Source organism: Curtobacterium sp. NPDC089185 (genome assembly GCF_040685235.1).
GTDB classification, from domain to species: Bacteria; Actinomycetota; Actinomycetes; order Actinomycetales; family Microbacteriaceae; genus Curtobacterium; species Curtobacterium citri.
The window spans coordinates 12,456-30,499 of record NZ_JBFBHK010000013.1; the positions used below are offsets into that span (position 1 = coordinate 12,456).

Below are 18,044 nucleotides of genomic sequence, written 5' to 3' on the forward strand. Positions count from 1 at the left end.
GCTCAGGGAAGGAGCGCCTCCGCGACCGCGCGGGCGGTCGAGGAGTCGGCGCCCGGGTCGCGGAGGCGCATCGCGAGCGATCCCGACACGACGAGCAGCAGCTGTGCGGCGAGCGCCGGAGCGCCGTCGCCGACGAGCGGGCGGGCCGCCTCGGTGAGCCGCCGTCGGAGCGTGTCGGTCTCGCGGTCGAGGACGGTCCGGAGCTCCTGCGGCGCGTCCACGTACTCGGCCGCGGTGCCGAGGAAGGCGCACCAGCGCGAGCCCGTCGGGGTGGACCGGAACGCGTCGAGCGCGTCGAACACGGCGAGCAAGCGTGCGCGGTCGTCCGTCGCCCGCTCGACCGCACGGTCCCAGGCCGCGGTCCACTCGTCGTGGCGGCGGTCGAGGGCCGCGGCGACGAGGGCCTCCTTGCTCGGGTACCCGCGGTACAGCGTCGCCGACGACACCCCGGCGCGCTCGAGGACGGCGTCGATCGGGGTCGCCGCGATCCCCCGGGTGAAGAAGAGCTCCTCGGCGGCGTCGAGCACCCGCTGCTCGGTCCCTGGACGCATCACCACGCAGCCAGCCTAGGGTCGCAGAAGTGAAACGATCGTTTTCTTTGTCGGACCGCGTCCTGCTCGCCGCCGGACTCGGACTCGTCGCCGCGACCTACGGTCTCGTGCGCCTGGCGTACGGGCTGTTCCTGCCCGACGTGCAGCACGACCTCGGGTTCGGCGCGGACGTCGGTGGCGCGGTGTCGTCCGGTGCCTCCGTCGTCTACTGCGTCGGTGCCGTGGCGGGGTCCGTGCTCGCGGCACGGGCGGCGCGGTGGCTCGTCGTCGCCGCAACCGTCACCGCCGGCGTCGGGGCGCTCGTGATGGCGTCGAGCCCGACGACCGCGGTGTTCGGGACCGCCGCGGTCGTCGCCTCGGCCGGGGCGGGCCTGGCGTCACCAGCGATGGCGCAGCTCGTGACCGACCGCATCCCGGCGGACCGTCGCGGGCGGGCGCAGGCGGTCGTGAACTCGGGGACCGGGCCGGGACTCGTCGCGGCCGGGGTCCTCGCCCTCGTGCTGCTGCCGGACTGGCGCACCGCATGGGCGGTGGCCGGCGTCCTCACGCTCGCCGTCGGCGCCGTGCTGTTCCTCGCCGCGGGCCGTCCGGAGCGCGGCAGGACCCCGGCGCTCCCCGGGAGGTCGTGGTTCGTCGCGCAGACGGTCCCGGTCGTCGTCGCGCTGCTCTTCGGCGCGGGGTCGGCCGTCGTCTGGACCTACGGCCGATCGACGCTGGTCGACGCCGGGGTCCCGACGACGGCGACGGTCGTCGCGTGGATCGCGCTCGGTGTCGGTGGTTCGACGGTCGCCGCGACGGCGCGGTGGACGAGTGCGATGGCACCTCGACGTCAGTGGGTGCTGACGACGACCGTGGCCGCGGGGGCGGTGCTCGCGCTCGGGCTCCTGCCGGGGTCGGTCGAGGTCGCACTCGCGTCCTGCGCCCTGTTCGGCTGGGGGTACACCGCGGCGACCGGCGCGCTGATCGCCTGGACCGCGGCGATCGATCCCGAGCAGGTCGCAGCGGGCACCTCGGTCCTGTTCGTCGTGCTCGTCGCCGGGCAAGCCGTCGGCGCCGCGGTGGCCGGGGTGCTCGTCGGGACGATCGGGACGACCACGACGTTCGTCGCCGGGGGCGTGCTCGTCGCGGTGTCGTCGGGGCTCTCGCTCCGCACCGGGGACCTGCGGACGGCGGTCGCCACCCGCTAGCGTGGACCGCATGGGGCGGACGACGGAGGAGTGGTCGAGGCTGCCCGTCGGGCGCCGTGAGCACCGGCAGGACGCCCTGCTCGCACTCGTCCTCGGCGTCGGCCTCGCAGTGACGACGACGCTGTACGGCGCCGCCGGGGTTTACGGTGACGAGCAGGCAGCGTGGTGGGTCTCCGCGCTCATGGTGGTCGCGAACGCCGCACCGATCGCGTTCCGCCGCCGCTGGCCGATGACGGTCGCCGTCGTGTCCGCGCTGGCCTTCACGGCGACGCAGCTGCTCCACGTGCCCGAGATCGTCCTCGTCAACTTCACCCTCTTCATCGCGCTCTACACGGTCGGCGCGTGGTGCTCGGACCGCGTCCGTTCCGAGGTCGTCCGCTGGGTCGTGATCGGCGGCATGTTCGCCTGGCTCTTCCTCGCCATCTCGTTCGGGTGGTCGGTGCCGAGCGCCCTGCCGAACGACGACGACGCACTCATCCCGCCCTACGTCGCGTACTCGCTCGTCAACGTCCTCATCAACGTCCTGTACTTCGGCGGTGCATGGTACGCCGGCAACCGGGCGTGGTCGGCCGCCCTCGCCAAGCACGAGCTGGCGGAGCGCACGGACGAGCTCGCGGCGGAGCGAGAGCGGACGGCGGCCCAGGCCGTGACGCTCGAGCGTGTCCGGATCGCCCGCGAACTGCACGACGTCGTCGCGCACCACGTCTCGCTGATGGGCGTGCAGGCCGGCGCCGCCCGACGGGTGGTCGACCGCGACCCCGCGCAGGCGACGGTGTCGCTCGGCGTGGTCGAGGACAGCGCCCGGACGGCGGTCGAGGAACTGCGGCGGATGCTCGGCACCCTGCGCGAGGACGACCGGACCACGGGCGGAGCGGGCCCGTCGGACACGGCGCCCAGCACCGCCGGACTCGGACGGATGCCGGAGCTCGTCGAGGCGGCCCGCACCGCCGGCCACGGTGCCGGGTACGTCGTGGTCGGCGCGGAGCGTCCGGTCCCGCCGACCGTCGGGGCCGTCGCCTTCCGGATCGCGCAGGAGGCCGTCACGAACGTCCTCAAGCACGCCGGGCCGACGGCGCGGGCCGACCTGCGGCTGCGGTACCTCGACGACGGCATCGAGGTCGAGGTCGCCGACGACGGGCACGGTGCCGGGGCGGCGCGCGACACGAGCGGCAGCGGACTCGGGCACGTCGGCATGCGCGAACGCGTGGCCGCGGTCGGTGGCCGGATCGAGATCGGGCCACGCGCCCGGGGAGGGTTCCTGGTGCGGGCATGGCTGCCGACGACCTGACGATCGTGCTCGCCGACGACCAGGACCTGGTCCGGGCGGGCTTCCGCGTCATCCTCGAGTCCGAACCCGGCTTCCGGGTGGTCGGCGAGGCCGCGGACGGCGCCGCCGCCGTCGAGGCCGTCGTCGCCCTCCGACCCGACGTCGTCTGCCTCGACGTGCAGATGCCCGGCGTCGACGGGCTCGAGGCCGCGCGGCGGATCGGTGCCCTCCCGGAGCCGCCGGCCGTCCTGGTGCTGACCACCTTCGACGACGACGGCGCGCTCTTCGCGGCGCTCGAGGCAGGGGCGAGCGGCTTCCTGCTCAAGAACGCCTCCCCCGAACGGCTGATCGACGCCGTCCGCACCGTCGCGGCCGGGGACGCCCTGCTCGCCCCGGACGTCACCCGACGGGTCATCAGCCGTGCGACCGCCGGCCACGGCCCCGGCTGTCCGGGCAGCGGCCACGCCGGGGCGCCGTCGGGCGGCGAGCCCGTGACCGCCGGTGTGGACCCCGTCGCCGCGGCGGGCCTGACGGAGCGGGAGGCCGAGGTGCTCCGGCTGCTCGCCCGGGGGCTGAGCAACGCCGAGATCGCCCGCGAGCTCTTCGTGGGCGAGGCCACCGTGAAGACCCACGTGTCGAACGTCCTGCAGAAGACCGGGGTCCGCGACCGGATCCAGGCGGTCGTCTGGGCCTTCGAGCGCGGCGTCGCCTCCGCGAGCTGACGGAGCCCGCTCCCCCGTGCGGTGGAGTCGGGGCGTCGGGAAGTCCCGCCTCCCGCCGGAGGTGGGCCGCGCCTCCCGGCCCGTAGCGTCGAGACGTCGGCGAGGACCGCCGGCGGAAGGGGAACGGGCGATGCTCACCATCGAAGGGGTCACGAAGCACTTCGGCGACCGCCGGGTGCTCGACGACGTGGGGTTCACGGTCGGCAGCGGTCGGTTGACCGGGTTCGTCGGCGGCAACGGCGCCGGCAAGACGACGACCATGCGGATCCTGCTCGGCGTCCTGCAGGCCGATGCCGGTCGCGTGTCGATCGGCGGCACGGAGGTCGGTCCGGCCGACCGTCGGCGGTTCGGCTACATGCCGGAGGAACGCGGGCTGTACCCGAAGATGCCGGTCGCCGAGCAGATCACCTACCTCGCGCGCCTCCACGGCGTCGACAAGCGGACCGCCGGTCAGCGCACGACCGCGCTGCTCGAGCGTCTCGACCTGGGCCAGCACGCCGGCGACGCCGTCGAGAAGCTCTCGCTCGGCAACCAGCAGCGCGTGCAGGTGGCCGCGGCGCTCGTGCACGACCCCGAGGTGCTCGTGCTCGACGAGCCGTTCTCGGGCCTCGACCCGATGGCCGTCGACACGGTGCTCGGCGTCCTCCGCGAGCACGCCGCCAAGGGTGTCCCGGTGCTCTTCTCGAGCCACCAGCTCGACGTCGTCGAACGGCTCTGCGACGACGTGGTCGTGATCGCCGACGGCACCATCCGCGCCGCAGGGCCGCAGGAGGAACTCCGCCGGAACGCCGGACCGGCCGCGTGGGAGCTCCTCGTCGACGGCGACGTCGCCTGGCTCCGCGACGAGGCCGGTGTCACCGTCCGCGAGTTCGACGGCGGGTACGCCGTGTTCGAGGCCGACGACCACACCGCGCAGCGTGTCCTGCAGCGCGCCGTCCAGCACGGCACCGTGGGGTCCTTCGCCCCGCGGGTCCCCCGTCTCAGCGAGGTCTTCCGGGAGGTCGTCCGATGACCAGCCACTTCGTCGACGCCGTCCGGCTCGTCACCGTCCGCGAGATCCAGGCGCGGGTCCGCAGCAAGGCCTTCGTCGTCTCGGCCGCGATCCTGGTGCTGGCCGTCGTCGCGTCCGTCGTGATCGCCGGCATCGTCGGCAAGGCGACCGCGGACGACACCACGCCGGTCGCGGTGGTCGACGGCGTCTCGCTCCGCTCCGACGACGGATTGTCGGTCACACCGACCCGGACCGTCGCGCAGGCCGAACGCCTTGTGCGCAGCGGTGACGTCGACGCCGCGATAGTGCCGTCGGACGACGCGATCGGCTACGAGGTCGTCGGTCTCGAGGACGCCCCGACCGACGTCGTCCAGGCCCTCAGCGTCGCGCCCAGGGTGGAGCTCCTGGAGCCCGGCGCCCTGTCGGCGGGTCTGGTGTCCGCCATCGGCATCCTGTTCGGTGTCGTCTTCTTCACCTCAGCGGTGACCTTCGGATCGTCGATCGCACAGAGCGTCGTCGAGGAGAAGTCGACACGGGTCGTGGAGATCCTCATGGCCGCGATCCCCGCCCGGGCCCTGCTGGCCGGCAAGGTGCTCGGCAGCAGCATCATGGCCTTCGCGCAGATCATCGCGATCGCGATCGCCGGCGCCGTGGCACTCGCCGTGACCGGGCAGACGAACTACTTCTCGATGCTCGGTCCGAGCGTGCTCTGGTTCGTCGGCTTCTTCGCCGTCGGGTTCGTGCTCATCGCCGCGCTGTTCGCCGCGTCCGCCGTGCTGGTCTCCCGCCAGGAGGACGTCGGCAGCGTGACGATGCCGGTCATGCTGCTCGTGATGATCCCGTACATCCTCATCGTCTCGGCGGCGGACAACGAGACGATCGTGGGGATCATGTCGTACGTCCCGTTCAGTGCGCCGATCGGGATGCCGATGCGGATCTTCCTCGGGACCGCCGAGTGGTGGGAGCCGATCCTGTCGCTCGTGGTCGTCGCCGCGTCGGTCGTCGTCGTGGTCGCCGTGGGTGCGCGCATCTACGAGAACGCGCTGCTGCGGACCGGCGGGCGGGTGAAGCTGGCGGAGGCGATCCGGGGTTGACACCGCCGGACGGACGAGCGGACGGATGGGAGGCGCGGTGCCGGCTGGCACCGCGCCTCCCGTCCGTCGTGTGGGCGGGGCGGGCGCGGGGCGCGCCGCACGACGCTCGGCACGTCGCGCCACGGGATCGCGTGGCGCGACGTGCCTACGGTTGCGCGGGAGCGACCCGCGTTGCGCGGCCGCCAGCGCCCGGCCCCGCTCCCGCTCCCGCTCCCGCGTCAGAGCTGCCCGAAGGCCGCCTGCACCCCGAGACTCGTGACCGCGACGAGCACCCAGAGCGCGATGCCGAGCAGCATCGGCCGGAACCCGGCACGGCGCAGCGCCGCGAAGTCCGTCGAGACCCCGACCGCGGCGAGCGCCACCGTGATGAGGAAGGTGGCCGCGGTGGAGAACGCCGGGGCCACCGACGCCGGCAGGACCCCGACGGTCCGGAGCAGCACCACGACGAGGAAGCCGACCAGGAACCACGGCACCAACCGGAACACGCGGACGCCCCCGGCGCGACCCGAGCCGTCGACGGAGGCGGGCTGCGAGCGGGCGGTGCGGCGGGCCTCCAGACCGGCGAGCCCGACGACGATCGGGATGATCATGAGGGTCCGGACCAGCTTGACGACGACCGCGGTGTCGGTCGCCTGGCGCCCGTAGATCGTGGCCGTGGCGACGACGGAGGAGGTGTCGTTCACGGCGGTGCCGGCGAAGACGCCGAAGGCGTGCTGCGACAGCCCGAGCGCGTGTCCGACCAGGGGGAAGACGAACACCGCTGCGATGTTGCAGAGGAAGATCGTCGACAGGGCGTAGGCGACCTCGGCGCTGGCGGCACCGACCACGGGCGTGACCGCCGCGATCGCCGAGGCGCCGCAGATCCCGGTCCCGACGCCGATGAGCGTGCGGAGCGTGCTCGAGACCCGGAGCAGCCGTCCGATCCCCCACGCGGCGACCAGGCACACCACGAGGGTGGTCAGCATCACGGGGAGGGTCTCGCCGCCGATGCGCAGGACCTCGCCGATCGAGAGCTGCGCCCCGAGCAGGACGACCGCGGCCTGCAGCACCCGACTCGACGCGAACTTCACGCCCGGCTGGAGCCCGCCGAGGTCCGCCGCACCGCCGTCCTCCTGCCGCCGACGCCGCACGAGCCACCCGACCACCGCCCCGAGCAGGACGGCCGGCACCGGCCCGCCCACGACGGGGACGGCGCGGCCGACCAGGGTCGCGGCGAGGCCGATCACGACGGCGAGCGCGACACCGGGCAGGGCGGCGACGACCGCCGGGCGGGACAGGGGCATGACGACCAGCATCCCACCGCGGTGCGTCCAGGGGGCACGGGCAGGATGGCGCGGTGCAGGTCGAGTCGTCCCCGTGGGTGCAGCGGCTGCGGGACGGGGTGGTCCCGCCGCTCCGGCCGTTCGTGCTCGGAGCAGTGGGTCTGCTCGCCCTCTCGGTCGGCGTGCTGGTGGTCGAGGCGCTGCACGCGGACGCGATCGCGTCCGTCGGTCGGGTGTCGGTCGTCGTCATCGTGCCGTTGCTCGGCGCCGTGTTCTGCGTCGTCGTGCCGATCAGCGCGTGGCGGGACACCCGGCAGGACCGGCGAGCCCTCGCACACGCCCACCGGCACGGGCAGCCGGCGTTGCACCTGCCGGTCAGCGCACGCGGCATCAGCGCACCGCAGGACCTGCCCGACCGGCGGATCACCCTGTTCACCGTCGACCGCTCGGGGCTGCTCGGCTGGACCGCGGTCTCGCCCGACCCGGTGATGACCATCCCGTGGTCGAGCATCGAGCGGATCGACCTGGCGACGAAGGACGACCGCGGCCGTCGCGTGGACTACGGGCTCTGGCTCACGACGACCGACGGGGCGGTGGTGCTGCAGCCGCGGTCCGCCCTCGGGCGGCCGTTCGAGGCGGGCCAGCCGAAGCTCGACACGCTCCGACGGGTGCTGCGGTCCCTGCGACCCTGATCGTCAGGGCGTCGGCGGGACGTCGCCGGTCATCTCGACGCGACCGGCGCCGTCGTCCCACGTGTAGGTCGCAGTCGCGCGACCGGTCGGGTCGGCGTTGCTGTCCGCGGGCATCGCGTAGCGGTACTCGACCCGGAGGGCGTCCGGCGCGGTGCGCGTGACACCCGGCACGAAGGCGTACTGCTCCTTCGTGGCGGTGCCGAGGTAGGTGCCGTCGTGGAAGAGCAGGACCGCGACCGGCGAGCTGGCGGTGGCGTCGACCACCGAGACCGTCACCGCCGAGAGCGCGGCGCACCCGTCGTACGCCGTGGTGTCGGCACGGGACGCGTCCCATCGAGCGCCCTCGAGCCCGGCCGGCACCGGCAGGTCGGCGATCGGTCCCGCAGCCGCAGCGGCACCGTCGGCGGGACCGCACGTCGGGGTGGACGACGGGGTCGTCGACGGGGTGGACGACGACCCCGCCCCGGTCGCGGTCGTCGGCGAGGCCGCCACGGTCCGCGTCACGGTGGCGGTCGGGTCGGAGCCGGCACCACCGGTGCACCCGGCGAGCGCGACGGTGCCGGCGATCGCGAGGACGAGGAGACCGGTGGTGCGGACGGTGCTGGTGGTGCGCATGGGACCAGGATGCTCGCCGCGCTCTCCGGATGTCCGTCCACCGGGCGCACCGTGCCCTGGATGGACGCCCGGGCGAGGCGTACCATGCAGCCGGAAGCAAGGGCGGTTCCAGTCATTCCCCGACGCCCTGACACCCGAGGGCCCGGGTCGAGCAGACCAGATCAGAGCACGCCGTGACCGAACACCTCATCGAGTACGTCGCCCGCGACCGCACGGGCATCACCGCCGTCGTCACCACGACCGGCGTCGTCGACGTCGACACCGTCATCGACCACATCCACGCGGGCCACGCCGGCTACTACGTCGCCGCCGACTCGTGGAAGCGCACCCCCGTGCGGAGCATGTCGTTCATCGGCGGCTCGTACCTCTTCGCGAACTGGGACGGGTCGAAGCGGAACATGCTGCACGACCTCGCGTTCCGGATGCCGACGCGAACCGTGCAGGTCGTCGACCGGCCGGAACGTGGGGGTCGGCTCGGGCGCGCGCTGCGCGCGCTGTTCACCCGGGCAGCCTGACACCGGGCTGGACCACGGAACGGACGGGACCACGGAACGGACGGGAGGCCCGGTGCCAGCTGGCACCGGGCCTCCCGTCCGTCGGGTCGTCGCGTCAGACGTCGCGCCGCTTGACCGTCGCGAGCGCGAGCGCGCCCAGCGCGACGACCCAGGCGGCGAGGACGCCGAAGCCGGCCCAGCCGTCCAGGACGACGCCCTCGGTCTGCTGGGTACCGGACGACTCGTACGTGTACAGCTGACCGCCCGCCTGGTCGGGCAGGAACCGCGAGACGTCGAGCAGCCACTGCTGGTTCACCAGGCTGGCGACGAGCTGCAGCACGATCGGGAGCACGAGGAGCACGCCGAGGGCGATCGCGATGCCGCCGGCGCTCGACCGCACGAGCAGTCCGATGCCGAACGCTAGCAGGGCGATGAGCGTCACGAACACGGACGACCCGAGGATCGGCATGAAGACCGACGGGTCGGCGAGGTCGGCGTGCACGCCCTTGTCCGCCTGGAACAGCGCCACCAGCGCCACCCCGATCCAGGTCGCGACCGCACTGACCACGAAGGTGGCCACGGCCAGGACGACCGCCTTGGCCAGGACCGCACCGGTGCGGCGCGGGTCGGCGGTGAAGGTCGACCGGATCTGACCGGTGCCGTACTCGCCCGTGATGATGAGCACGCCGAGCACGGCCGCCACCAGGACGGTGAACCCGACGGACGAGGTGCTGAGCATGACGATCTGGCGGTTCGCGACCTCCTGGGTCACCTCGGCACCATCGGGCAGACCGATGACCGGTGCGTTGAGGCCGATGAGCGCCCCGAGCCCGATCGTCAGCGCGACGATGATGGCGTAGCACCAGAACGTGGAACGGATGCTGCGGAACTTGATCCACTCGCTGCGGACCAGTCGGCCGGCGCCGAGCCCGACCCGGCCGGGCATCGCGGTGGTCGTCGCGGCGCTCATCGGGTGACCTCCGCCTGGTACTCGACCTCGTCCTTCGTGAGGGCCATGTACGCCTCCTCGAGGCTCGCACCCATCGGGGTGAGTTCGTGGAGCACCGCGCCGGTCTGCGCCGCGACGGTGCCGATCTGCTGGGCGTCGGGGCCGACGACCACGAAGGCACCGTCCTCGCGCGGGGTGATCGAGGTCGCCGCCGACCCGACCGCGGTGAAGAGCTGGTCCGGGTGCGGCGTGCGCACCAGCGTCCGCGCTGCCCCACCCTGGCCGCTGCCGGCGACGAACTCGGCGATCGGGGCGTCGGCGAGGACCTTGCCCCGGCCGAGCACCACGACGCGGTCGGCCGTCTGGGCCATCTCGCTCATCAGGTGGCTGGAGAGGAACACCGTGCGCCCCTCCGACGCCAGGTGCCGCGCGAGCTGGCGGACCCACACGACGCCGTCCGGGTCGAGGCCGTTGACCGGCTCGTCGAGGATCAGGGTCTTCGGGTCGCCGAGCAGTGCCGCCGCGATGCCGAGCCGCTGCCCCATGCCGAGGGAGAAGCCCCCGACGCGCTTCTTCGCGACCGACTCGAGCCCGGTGAGCTCGATCACCGTGTGCACCCGGGACTTCGGGATGCCGTGCGTGGCCGCCAGCGAGAGCAGGTGGTTGAAGGCACTGCGTCCGGAGTGGACGGCCTTCGCCTCGAGCAGGGCACCGACCTGGCGGAGCGGGTCGCGGAACGAGCGGTAGTCCTGCCCGTTCACCCGGACGCTCCCCGCGGAGGGGGTGTCGAGGCCCATGATCATCCGCATGGTCGTGGACTTGCCGGCACCGTTCGGCCCGAGGAAGCCGGTCACGATGCCGGGACGGACGACGAAGGACACGTCGTCGACGGCGGTCTTGGCGCCGTAGCGCTTGGACAGATGCTCGATCTCGATCACGACGGCAACGCTATTGCCGCGTCCGGCCGGAGCGCGTCCCCCCACGGGTGGAGACCGCGCCTCATCCCCGAGGAGGACGCCGGATTGCGTGACGAGGGGGACGAAGTCGGATCAGATCTGACCAATCCGGCTGGACAACTGCTACGAAAGACCTGAGAGACGACGCCACCACCATCGCGCGGTGGCCCGGGAACGTCGTCAGGCGACACATTCGGAAGGACTGGCATCATGACCAGCAACGCAGCAACACGCACCACCGGTTACGGCTCGACGCTGACGCAGAAGGGCGCGCTCCTGTTCGGGGTGGTCTTCCTGATCGTCGGCATCGCGGGCTTCATCCCGGGCCTGACGATGGACATGGGTACCATGTCGTTCGCCGGCAACGGGTCGATGGCGATGCTCCTCGGCCTGTTCCAGGTCTCGGCGCTCCACAACATCGTGCACCTGCTCTTCGGCATCGTCGGTCTGCTCGCCGCACGCACCGCCGGTGGGTCCCGCTCCTACCTCCTCATCGGCGGCATCATCTACGCCGTGCTGTTCGTCTTCGGCCTGTTCGTCGCGAACATGGCCGGCGCGGCGAACTTCGTGCCGCTGAACAGCGCCGACAACGTGCTGCACGCCTTCCTCGCCGTCGCGATGATCGTGCTCGGCCTGGTCCTCCCCCGCGCCGGTCGTACCGCGCGCTGACCCGTCGACGTTCCGTCGGTGCTGGACGGTCCGTCACGAGAGCGGTGGCCACCACGGGATCAGGGGTCACCGGACGCCCCCGTCGCAGCAGCGGCGGGGGCGTCGTCGTGTCCCGGCGCCCCGACGCCGTCGTCCTGCGCTTCGTCGACCCTGACGACATGCGTCGCTGCGTCACGGTTCTCCACAGCGATGTACGAGATTCGTGCGTCGGTGGAGACGGGCCGTTAGCCTGCTGAATGACCGAGGGGGGCCGATGGCACAGGGTTGGAACGTCGACATTGCGGGGGCGGAAGCGGTCGTCAGGCGAGCTGCACAGGCCGGAACGACGATGCAAGCCGCCGCACTCGACGTCGACAGCGCGATGCGCGCAGTTGTGGCGTCACTGAGCGGGACCGACGCATCGACAGCCGCGCAGTCCTTCCGCACCTCACGCCAGGGCGATGCACCGGCAGCAGTCCGCGGAGTCGTCGACGCGGTCACCGCAGCGACCGGCGCCGCAAACGCCTTTGCGACAGCAGACAGCGAGATGGCGGATCGGGTCGCCGCGGCCACCAGGCACGGCGACGGCGTTCCCGGAGCTGAGCCACGATGAGCGCGACCTTGATCGATGCCTCGGCGCTACCGGCCGTCAGTCCCACGGCGGGAAACGTGAGCGATGGTGCCAGCGCACTGCTGAGCGCGACGGCAGGCGTGCGGTCAGCCGCCGGTGATGCAACCAGGGCCTGGGCAGGCATCGGGTCGGTCCTTCGTTCCCCGGGCGCGACCGACGCCCTGCCGAGGGCCATGGACGCCGTCGGCAGGACCGCAAGCGACCTGGCCTCGGCCGGGGCCGCGGTCTCCGCCGCACTCGAGGCCTTCGCCGTCGAGGTCGCGACGGTACGGAAGCGCCGACGTGCACTGCTCGCGGACATCGAAGAGCTCCGAGCTCGTGTCGCAGCGTCCGACTCGGACGACGCGGTCCCGCACGAGTACCGCGCCGACAACGACGACCTCCACACCCGCGCTCGACGTCTCCGCGCCGAGTGGGAGCAGGCGCAGGACGACCTGACCAGAGTCATCCGCTCCCAGGTCGGGGACGGCTCACCGTTCCTGCCCGGGCTCGGGGGCGGGATGATCGCGCCACCACTAGTGATGACCGACTTCGGCCGCGTCGCACGGAACTTCGGTGACGCTCTCCGGCTGCCGTTGCTCAAGGAGCTCGCGGCTCGGGGGCCGCAGGCACTCGAGCAGTGGGCTGCCGAGCACCCGGACCGAGCAAGACGCCTGCTCGACGCTCCGCCCGACGCAGAGACGGTGAAGGGGTGGTGGAACGCGCTCAGCGCCGACGAGCGTACGGCGCTGATCACCGGGCTGTCGGCGGTGGTCGGCAACCTGAACGGCGTGCTCTACGCCGACCGTGGTCTAGCGAACCGGCACACGCTCGAGGTCGAGCTTCCCAGGGCACGTGCGAGGTACGAGGAACTGTCGGCTCGAGTCGCGAGAGCAGAACCGCTCTCGGTCGCGGAAAGGCAGGAGTACGCGGCGCTCGCCGAGCGGGTCGGGGCGCTCGAAGCACTGAAGCGAACCCTCCTCGCGTCCACGGCTGCAGCGCCGCGCACGATCATCGCGCTGACCCTAGGGCATCCGCCACTCGCTGCGGTGGCCGTGGGGAACATGGACACGGCGACCAACGTCACCGTCGACGTCCCCGGGATGGGAAGCTCGGTCGCGGGCAGCATGGAGGCCTGGACGGGCGGAGCGGAGAACCTCTACAACGAGCAACGCAAAGTCGCGCAGCAGACGGGTGCGAGCCGCGATGTCGCGACGGTCGCATGGCTCGGTTACGAGGCGCCTGCCATGCCCTTGTCGACCGAAGTACTGCGCTCCACCAAGGCCGAAGCCGGCGCACGCCACCTCGGCGACTTCCTCGACGGAGTGGCCGCCGCACGCGGATGGCCCCACGGCGAGCACCTCTCGGTCGTAGCGCACTCGTACGGCACGACCACCGCGACGTTGGCCGCGGCACACACTCCGGTCGACAACCTCGTCCTGCTCGCGTCGGCGGGTGTGGACCCGCGCGTTCCAAACGTCGGTGCTGTGTCGGTGCCCGAAGGGCATGTCTGGGCATCGCAGGCGAAGTCGGACTTCACGGCGAATGTCGGCCGTGGGGCCATCGAAGTGCCGAAACCCGGCTTCGGCGGCGACCAACCGATCAGCGAGGCGAACCCCTTCGCCTCGAACAGGACCCTGGTGCTGCCCCTTCCGAGCACGCACCCGCTCAACCCCGGTTCGGACGCCTGGGGAGCCCGGACGTTCTCGTCCAACGACGAGCGCGTCGACGGCGATGATCTGCCAGGCTCGGACGGGCACGGCGCGACGCCTGCGACCGAGGCTGCTCTGGCGGGCAACCCCGTCACCGAGCGTGGTTACCTCGACGCCGAGACGTCCTCCATCCGCAACACTGCCTACACGAGTCTCGGGTACACCCCGGACGGGAAGAAGCTTCCGTGAATCTCCGTGGAGCCACGATCCTGCCCGCCGTCGCCGTGTGCGCCGGGATCGTCGCACTGACAGCCTGTTCGTCCGCCCCCGTACCGAAGGAGCCCGCCGTGTCTGGAACTGATCAGGACGCCGCAAAGAAGGTCTGGCGGACGATGAACGCCGAGGTCGAATCGTCGCAGGACGTCGTCGGGTCGGGGTGGCTCGCGTCGGACACAGCTGCGCGTGCATGCGGGACTCGTGGGGTGCAGTGGGTGATCAATCGCTACGGCCCGGCGACGACCGGGGCGGAGCGGACCAGGGTGCTCGACGACCTGGAACGTCGCTGGACAGCGCTCGGATGGCAGCCCGTGCGTGCCGCCATCACCGGCGACGCGCCGGGCCAGCGCCTGCGCTACCCAGCAACGCGGTCGCTCGACGACGGGTTCTTCGTCGAGTTCGGGACCACCGAGCACGGGTCGACGCTGCAACTGCAGACGCCGTGCACGCCGGGCGACATCACCGCGCTCAACACCGAGAAGTACGCGGAGCGCCACACGAACACACCGCCGGACGTCCCCGGGGCGACCCCGGCCTCGACGCCCTCGGCCGGCGCCGGCTCCTGACCGGACTCCCGGCAGGGACGCGCGGGACCGGCCACACGACGGACGGGAGACCCGGTGCCAGCCGGCACCGAGCCTCCCGTCCGTCGCCCGGTCACCTACACCGCGGCGGACGCACCCTCCAGGGTCGCCGCGAGCGGGTCGAAGTCCTCGGGCAGCGACGCGATCGGCGCGACCGTCGACTCGACGGGCACGAACGCCCGGCGCTCGACCGACTCCTCGACCGCGACCATCGTGTCGAGCACGTGGTAGCCGACCTCGCCCGTGGCGATGTGCGAGCCGCCCCCGCGGATGGCCCGCGCCATGTCGAGGATGCCGAGCCCGCGGCCGACCGTGGGCTCCTCGTCGGACAGCGTCTCCCACTCCTGCTCGAACGGGAACGACACGTCCGCACCCAGCGGTCGAGCGATCCGGATCGGGTGCCCGCCGCCGAAGGTGTTCGGGTCCGGGAGCACGATGGTGCCCTCGGTGCCGTTCACCTCGAAGACGCCGTGCCGGAACAGCGGGGTGTCGAACGACAGCAGCGACTGGGCGTTGCCGCCCTGCTCGAAGGACGTCAGGACGGAGAGGTGCGTGGGCACCTCGACCGGGAACTCCTGACCGGCGTTCGGGCCGACCACGAGCTGGCGGGTGTCGCGGGACCTCGTGCCCGTCGCGACCACCGACTCGACGGGGCCGAGCAGGTGCACGAGCGCCGTGAAGTAGTACGGGCCCATGTCGAACAGCGGCCCGGCACCCTTGGCGTAGAGGAAGGACGCGTTCGGGTGGAACACGTCGGGCCCCTGCCACTGGAAGCTCGTGACGGCGGTCAGGGGCGTGCCGATCGCGCCTGCCTCGATCGCGCGCTTGGCGGTCTGCCAGCCGGTGCCGAGCACCGTGTCGGGCGCGATTCCGAGCTTGAGGCCGAGTTCGTCGGCGAGCGCCACCAGGCCGGCCGCACTGGCACGGTCGACACCGATCGGCTTCTCGCTCCACACGTGCTTGCCGGCACGGAGTGCGGCCGTCGAGACCTCGACGTGGGTGGCGGGCAACGTCAGGTTGACGACGATCTCGACGTCGGGGTCGGCGAGGACCTCGTCACCGGTGCCGGAGGCCGCGACGCCCCACTTCGCGGCCGATGCTGCGGCACGCTCCGTGTCGATGTCGCCGATCCGGACGACCTCGACGTCGGGGAACGTGGTGAGGTTGGTCAGGTACTGCTCGCTGATCATGCCGGCGCCGATGAAGCCGACGCCGACGCGGCCGGTGCGGGTCATGCGGACACCTCGGTCGCGGCCGTCTCGTCGGATCCGGCGAGGGTGGCGCGCAGCCACCGGTAGGACTGCTCGACACCGTCGAAGACGTCGCCGTCGAAGCCGTCGAACTCGATGACGGCGTACTCGAGGGCCGGGGCCGCGGCGAGCGCGTCGGCCAGGCGGACGTCACCCTGGCCGGCCGGGGTCTGGTCGGTCGGCACCTGTGCGGTGGAGATCCCGTCGCGCATCGGCCCGTCCTTGACGTGCACGGCGACGATGCGGTCCCCGAGCTCCTGGACGAACGCGACCACGTCGATGCCGGCGGCGGTCGCCCAGTACAGGTCGAGCTCGAGCACGACGCGGGGGTCGAGCAGCTCGGCGAGCACCTGCAGCGCGGGCTTGCCGTCGATGTGCGGGCGGAGCTCGTGGTCGTGGTTGTGGTAGCCGACGCGCATGCCGTGGGCGGCGGCTTCCTCCGCAGCGGCGTTCAGGCGAGCGGCGACACGTTCGACGCCCTCGCGGGTGGTCCAGGCGGCGGGTCCGACGAACGGGTCGATGACGATCTCGATGCCGAGTACCTGCGCCGCGGCGAAGGTGTCGGCGTGCGACGGCGCGGTCATCGAGGTGCCGTCCGGCAGCGGGACGGACTCCTCGACCAGGAAGGCGTGACCGGTCTTCGCGCTGATGCCGTGCGCGTCGAAGGCCTGCTTCAGCTGCGGGGCCCGGTCGACGAAGGCGAACGCCTCGACGGTGTCGAAGCCGATCGCGGCGAGCCGGGCGACGCCGGCGTCGAGGTCGGGCTCCAGCGCGGCGTTGACCGTGTAGAGCTGCAGGGAGACGGTGGGGCGCACGGGGGTCACCGGACCTTCTTGATCGGGAGGATGACGAGCGCACCGAGGAGCACGGCGACGCCGGCACCCCAGAGCATGAGGGTGTAGTTCTGGCCGCCGCCGATGCCGAGCAGGAACAGGCCGACCGCCGGGGCGAGCGACTGCGGCAGGGCGTTGGCGATGTTGATGACGCCGAGGTCCTTGCCGGGACGCTCCGGGTCGGGCAGCACGTCGACGACGAGCGCGGTGTCGATGGCGGCGTAGATGCCGTAGGCGAACCCGAGGACGATCTCGGCGAAGTAGAACCCGCCGACGGTGTCGATGTGGGCGAGGATCACGAGGCCGACCGCGGTGAGGGCCGTCGAGCCCCAGACGAACACCTTGCGGCGGCGCACGCGGTCCGAGACCCAGCCGGAGACTGCGGCGCTGACGAGCAGGGCGACCGTGTACAGGAGCACACCGAACGCGACGGTCGCCGTGGCCTCCTGCAGGCTCTCGATGCCCAGGTGCTCCTGCATGTAGAGGAGTCGGTACGTCGTGAACATGAACGTGCCGAAGGTGATGAGGAAGCGGCCCCACCAGGCGAGCCCGAAGTCGGGGTTCTTGATCGGGTTCGTCCAGAACGAGGCGATCAGGGTGAACCAGCTGAAGGGCTTCGTGGTCGACGGCAGGTCGTCGCGGGCGACGAACGCGTAGACCAGGATCACGACGATCGCCAGGACGCCCGGGGCGATGAAGAGGACCGGCAGGTTCCCGACCAGGTACACGGCCAGGTAGAGGCCGGCGAGGATGGCGGTGTTCTGCGCGAGGGCGATGACGCTCGACGCCTTGCCGCGCTGGAACTCGGGCACGTTGTCGGCGAAGCTCGCCGTCAGCGTCGCGAGGACCGCGTTCGCGGCGACCTGGGCGAGGACCCACGCGAGCGTGAGCTGCAGCACGTCCGGCGAGAACGCCAGCCAGGCGAGGGCGACGACGAAGACGACGACACCGGCGACCATCCAGGGCCGGCGGCGGCCCCAGCGGGTGCGGGTGCGGTCGGAGAGCGCTCCGGCGAGGGGGTTCGCGAGCAGTGCGCCGAGGGCACCGAACGGCAGGACCGAGCCGACGATCGTCTCGGGGCTGTCCGGGTTGAGCTGCGTCGCCTTGATCGACATGCTCACGAAGACCGGGGTGAGCAGTGCGGCGAACAGGCCGAACTGGGCGAGGCTGAGCGCCCACAGGTAGCCGGCACCGACGCGCATGGTGCTGACCGACTGGGTGAGGCCCTCGACCGAGAACGCACGCGATGCGGCGGCGGGGTCGGAGCTCGTCGCTCCGGCGGCGGCGGTGACCGGCGGGTTCGCGGTACCGGCGAGACCGGACTGCGGTTCTTCCTTCGACGTCGGTGTCGACATGACTCCTCCTCGAGTCATCGGGGGCGGGGGCCCTCTGAATACCTAGCGGTGCTAGG

18 protein-coding genes are annotated in these 18,044 nt (G+C 72.2%); 10 read left to right on the forward strand and 8 right to left on the reverse strand.

Annotation, left to right across the window (positions count from 1 at the left end; all coding sequences use genetic code 11):
• Positions 1-2 precede the first annotated feature (2 nt).
• Complete coding sequence (locus tag AB0N84_RS12905) at positions 3-551, reverse strand: helix-turn-helix domain-containing protein (RefSeq protein WP_363546999.1); 549 nt, start codon at positions 549-551, stop codon at positions 3-5.
• A gap of 47 nt (positions 552-598) precedes the next feature.
• Between AB0N84_RS12905 and AB0N84_RS12910 the strand changes: the two genes are divergently transcribed.
• The 5 genes from AB0N84_RS12910 to AB0N84_RS12930 all read left to right on the forward strand — a co-directional run bounded on the left by AB0N84_RS12910 (position 599) and on the right by AB0N84_RS12930 (position 5,812).
• Positions 599-1,738: an MFS transporter gene (locus AB0N84_RS12910; protein ID WP_363546907.1), complete on the forward strand. Its 1,140-nt coding sequence runs from the start codon at positions 599-601 to the stop codon at positions 1,736-1,738.
• A 10-nt stretch (positions 1,739-1,748) separates the two neighbouring features.
• A complete protein-coding gene (locus AB0N84_RS12915) occupies positions 1,749-3,026 on the forward strand; it encodes a sensor histidine kinase (RefSeq protein ID WP_363546910.1) in 1,278 nt (425 codons plus the stop codon).
• Positions 3,008-3,727: a response regulator transcription factor gene (locus AB0N84_RS12920; protein ID WP_182046214.1), complete on the forward strand. Its 720-nt coding sequence runs from the start codon at positions 3,008-3,010 to the stop codon at positions 3,725-3,727. The genes AB0N84_RS12915 and AB0N84_RS12920 overlap by 19 nt, the downstream gene beginning before the upstream one ends.
• Positions 3,728-3,857: 130 nt before the next feature.
• The gene (locus tag AB0N84_RS12925) at positions 3,858-4,739 is read left to right on the forward strand and encodes an ATP-binding cassette domain-containing protein (protein WP_182046215.1); all 882 of its coding nucleotides are present in this window, start codon (positions 3,858-3,860) and stop codon (positions 4,737-4,739) included.
• Positions 4,736-5,812 carry an ABC transporter permease gene (locus tag AB0N84_RS12930; protein WP_182046216.1) on the forward strand — a complete coding sequence of 359 codons (1,077 nt, stop codon included), beginning with the start codon at positions 4,736-4,738 and terminating at the stop codon, positions 5,810-5,812. The genes AB0N84_RS12925 and AB0N84_RS12930 overlap by 4 nt, the downstream gene beginning before the upstream one ends.
• 218 nt (positions 5,813-6,030) lie before the next feature.
• Here the strand turns inward: AB0N84_RS12930 and AB0N84_RS12935 are convergent, their stop codons facing one another.
• The gene (locus tag AB0N84_RS12935; protein WP_289459798.1) at positions 6,031-7,095 is read right to left on the reverse strand and encodes a putative sulfate exporter family transporter; all 1,065 of its coding nucleotides are present in this window, start codon (positions 7,093-7,095) and stop codon (positions 6,031-6,033) included.
• 53 nt (positions 7,096-7,148) lie between these two features.
• Here AB0N84_RS12935 and AB0N84_RS12940 point away from each other — a divergent pair, with 53 nt between their 5' ends.
• On the forward strand, positions 7,149-7,766 hold the full coding sequence (locus AB0N84_RS12940; protein WP_363546915.1) for a hypothetical protein: 618 nt from the start codon (positions 7,149-7,151) through the stop codon (positions 7,764-7,766).
• Positions 7,767-7,769: 3 nt separating this feature from the next.
• Here the strand turns inward: AB0N84_RS12940 and AB0N84_RS12945 are convergent, their stop codons facing one another.
• Positions 7,770-8,381: an LppP/LprE family lipoprotein gene (locus AB0N84_RS12945; protein WP_363546918.1), complete on the reverse strand. Its 612-nt coding sequence runs from the start codon at positions 8,379-8,381 to the stop codon at positions 7,770-7,772.
• A gap of 173 nt (positions 8,382-8,554) precedes the next feature.
• Between AB0N84_RS12945 and AB0N84_RS12950 the strand changes: the two genes are divergently transcribed.
• A complete protein-coding gene (locus AB0N84_RS12950) occupies positions 8,555-8,896 on the forward strand; it encodes a hypothetical protein (protein WP_363546921.1) in 342 nt (113 codons plus the stop codon).
• A 94-nt stretch (positions 8,897-8,990) separates the two neighbouring features.
• On the opposite strand, the gene AB0N84_RS12955 is transcribed toward AB0N84_RS12950, so the two are convergent.
• Together AB0N84_RS12955 and AB0N84_RS12960 are read right to left on the reverse strand one after the other, a co-directional pair.
• Positions 8,991-9,845 (reverse strand): ABC transporter permease subunit, encoded by an 855-nt coding sequence (locus AB0N84_RS12955; protein WP_363546924.1) that lies wholly within the window; start codon positions 9,843-9,845, stop codon positions 8,991-8,993.
• Positions 9,842-10,762 (reverse strand): ABC transporter ATP-binding protein, encoded by a 921-nt coding sequence (locus AB0N84_RS12960; RefSeq protein WP_182046222.1) that lies wholly within the window; start codon positions 10,760-10,762, stop codon positions 9,842-9,844. The genes AB0N84_RS12955 and AB0N84_RS12960 overlap by 4 nt, the downstream gene beginning before the upstream one ends.
• 228 nt (positions 10,763-10,990) lie before the next feature.
• On the opposite strand from AB0N84_RS12960, the gene AB0N84_RS12965 reads away from it, so the two are divergent.
• The 3 genes from AB0N84_RS12965 to AB0N84_RS12975 all read left to right on the forward strand — a co-directional run bounded on the left by AB0N84_RS12965 (position 10,991) and on the right by AB0N84_RS12975 (position 14,532).
• Positions 10,991-11,449: a DUF4383 domain-containing protein gene (locus tag AB0N84_RS12965; RefSeq protein WP_182046223.1), complete on the forward strand. Its 459-nt coding sequence runs from the start codon at positions 10,991-10,993 to the stop codon at positions 11,447-11,449.
• Positions 11,450-12,580: 1,131 nt separating this feature from the next.
• Complete coding sequence (locus AB0N84_RS12970; protein WP_363546928.1) at positions 12,581-13,939, forward strand: alpha/beta hydrolase; 1,359 nt, start codon at positions 12,581-12,583, stop codon at positions 13,937-13,939.
• Between the two features lie 98 nt (positions 13,940-14,037).
• A complete protein-coding gene (locus AB0N84_RS12975) occupies positions 14,038-14,532 on the forward strand; it encodes a hypothetical protein (RefSeq protein WP_363546931.1) in 495 nt (164 codons plus the stop codon).
• Between the two features lie 95 nt (positions 14,533-14,627).
• On the opposite strand, the gene AB0N84_RS12980 is transcribed toward AB0N84_RS12975, so the two are convergent.
• The 3 genes from AB0N84_RS12980 to AB0N84_RS12990 are packed head-to-tail and all read right to left on the reverse strand — an operon-like array spanning position 14,628 to position 17,988.
• Positions 14,628-15,785 (reverse strand): Gfo/Idh/MocA family oxidoreductase, encoded by a 1,158-nt coding sequence (locus tag AB0N84_RS12980; protein WP_363546934.1) that lies wholly within the window; start codon positions 15,783-15,785, stop codon positions 14,628-14,630.
• Positions 15,782-16,624, reverse strand: a complete 843-nt coding sequence (locus AB0N84_RS12985; RefSeq protein WP_363546936.1) for a sugar phosphate isomerase/epimerase — start codon at positions 16,622-16,624, stop codon at positions 15,782-15,784. Before AB0N84_RS12985 ends, AB0N84_RS12980 begins: the two co-directional genes overlap by 4 nt.
• Positions 16,621-17,988, reverse strand: coding sequence for an MFS transporter (locus tag AB0N84_RS12990; RefSeq protein ID WP_289459817.1), 1,368 nt, complete (start codon positions 17,986-17,988; stop codon positions 16,621-16,623). The genes AB0N84_RS12985 and AB0N84_RS12990 overlap by 4 nt, the downstream gene beginning before the upstream one ends.
• Positions 17,989-18,044: the final 56 nt, after the last annotated feature.

Excerpts from the sequence above, each read along its gene's own strand:
- AB0N84_RS12905 (WP_363546999.1), bottom strand. The coding sequence starts at position 551 with ATGCGTCCAGGGACCGAGCAGCGGGTGCTCGACGCCGCCGAGGAGCTC.
- AB0N84_RS12915 (WP_363546910.1), top strand. The coding sequence starts at position 1,749 with ATGGGGCGGACGACGGAGGAGTGGTCGAGGCTGCCCGTCGGGCGCCGT.
- AB0N84_RS12920 (WP_182046214.1), top strand. The coding sequence starts at position 3,008 with ATGGCTGCCGACGACCTGACGATCGTGCTCGCCGACGACCAGGACCTG.
- AB0N84_RS12925 (WP_182046215.1), top strand. The coding sequence starts at position 3,858 with ATGCTCACCATCGAAGGGGTCACGAAGCACTTCGGCGACCGCCGGGTG.
- AB0N84_RS12930 (WP_182046216.1), top strand. The coding sequence starts at position 4,736 with ATGACCAGCCACTTCGTCGACGCCGTCCGGCTCGTCACCGTCCGCGAG.
- AB0N84_RS12935 (WP_289459798.1), bottom strand. The coding sequence starts at position 7,095 with ATGCCCCTGTCCCGCCCGGCGGTCGTCGCCGCCCTGCCCGGTGTCGCG.
- AB0N84_RS12945 (WP_363546918.1), bottom strand. The coding sequence starts at position 8,381 with ATGCGCACCACCAGCACCGTCCGCACCACCGGTCTCCTCGTCCTCGCG.
- AB0N84_RS12955 (WP_363546924.1), bottom strand. The coding sequence starts at position 9,845 with ATGAGCGCCGCGACGACCACCGCGATGCCCGGCCGGGTCGGGCTCGGC.
- AB0N84_RS12965 (WP_182046223.1), top strand. The coding sequence starts at position 10,991 with ATGACCAGCAACGCAGCAACACGCACCACCGGTTACGGCTCGACGCTG.
- AB0N84_RS12970 (WP_363546928.1), top strand. The coding sequence starts at position 12,581 with ATGACCGACTTCGGCCGCGTCGCACGGAACTTCGGTGACGCTCTCCGG.
- AB0N84_RS12980 (WP_363546934.1), bottom strand. The coding sequence starts at position 15,785 with ATGACCCGCACCGGCCGCGTCGGCGTCGGCTTCATCGGCGCCGGCATG.
- AB0N84_RS12990 (WP_289459817.1), bottom strand. The coding sequence starts at position 17,988 with ATGTCGACACCGACGTCGAAGGAAGAACCGCAGTCCGGTCTCGCCGGT.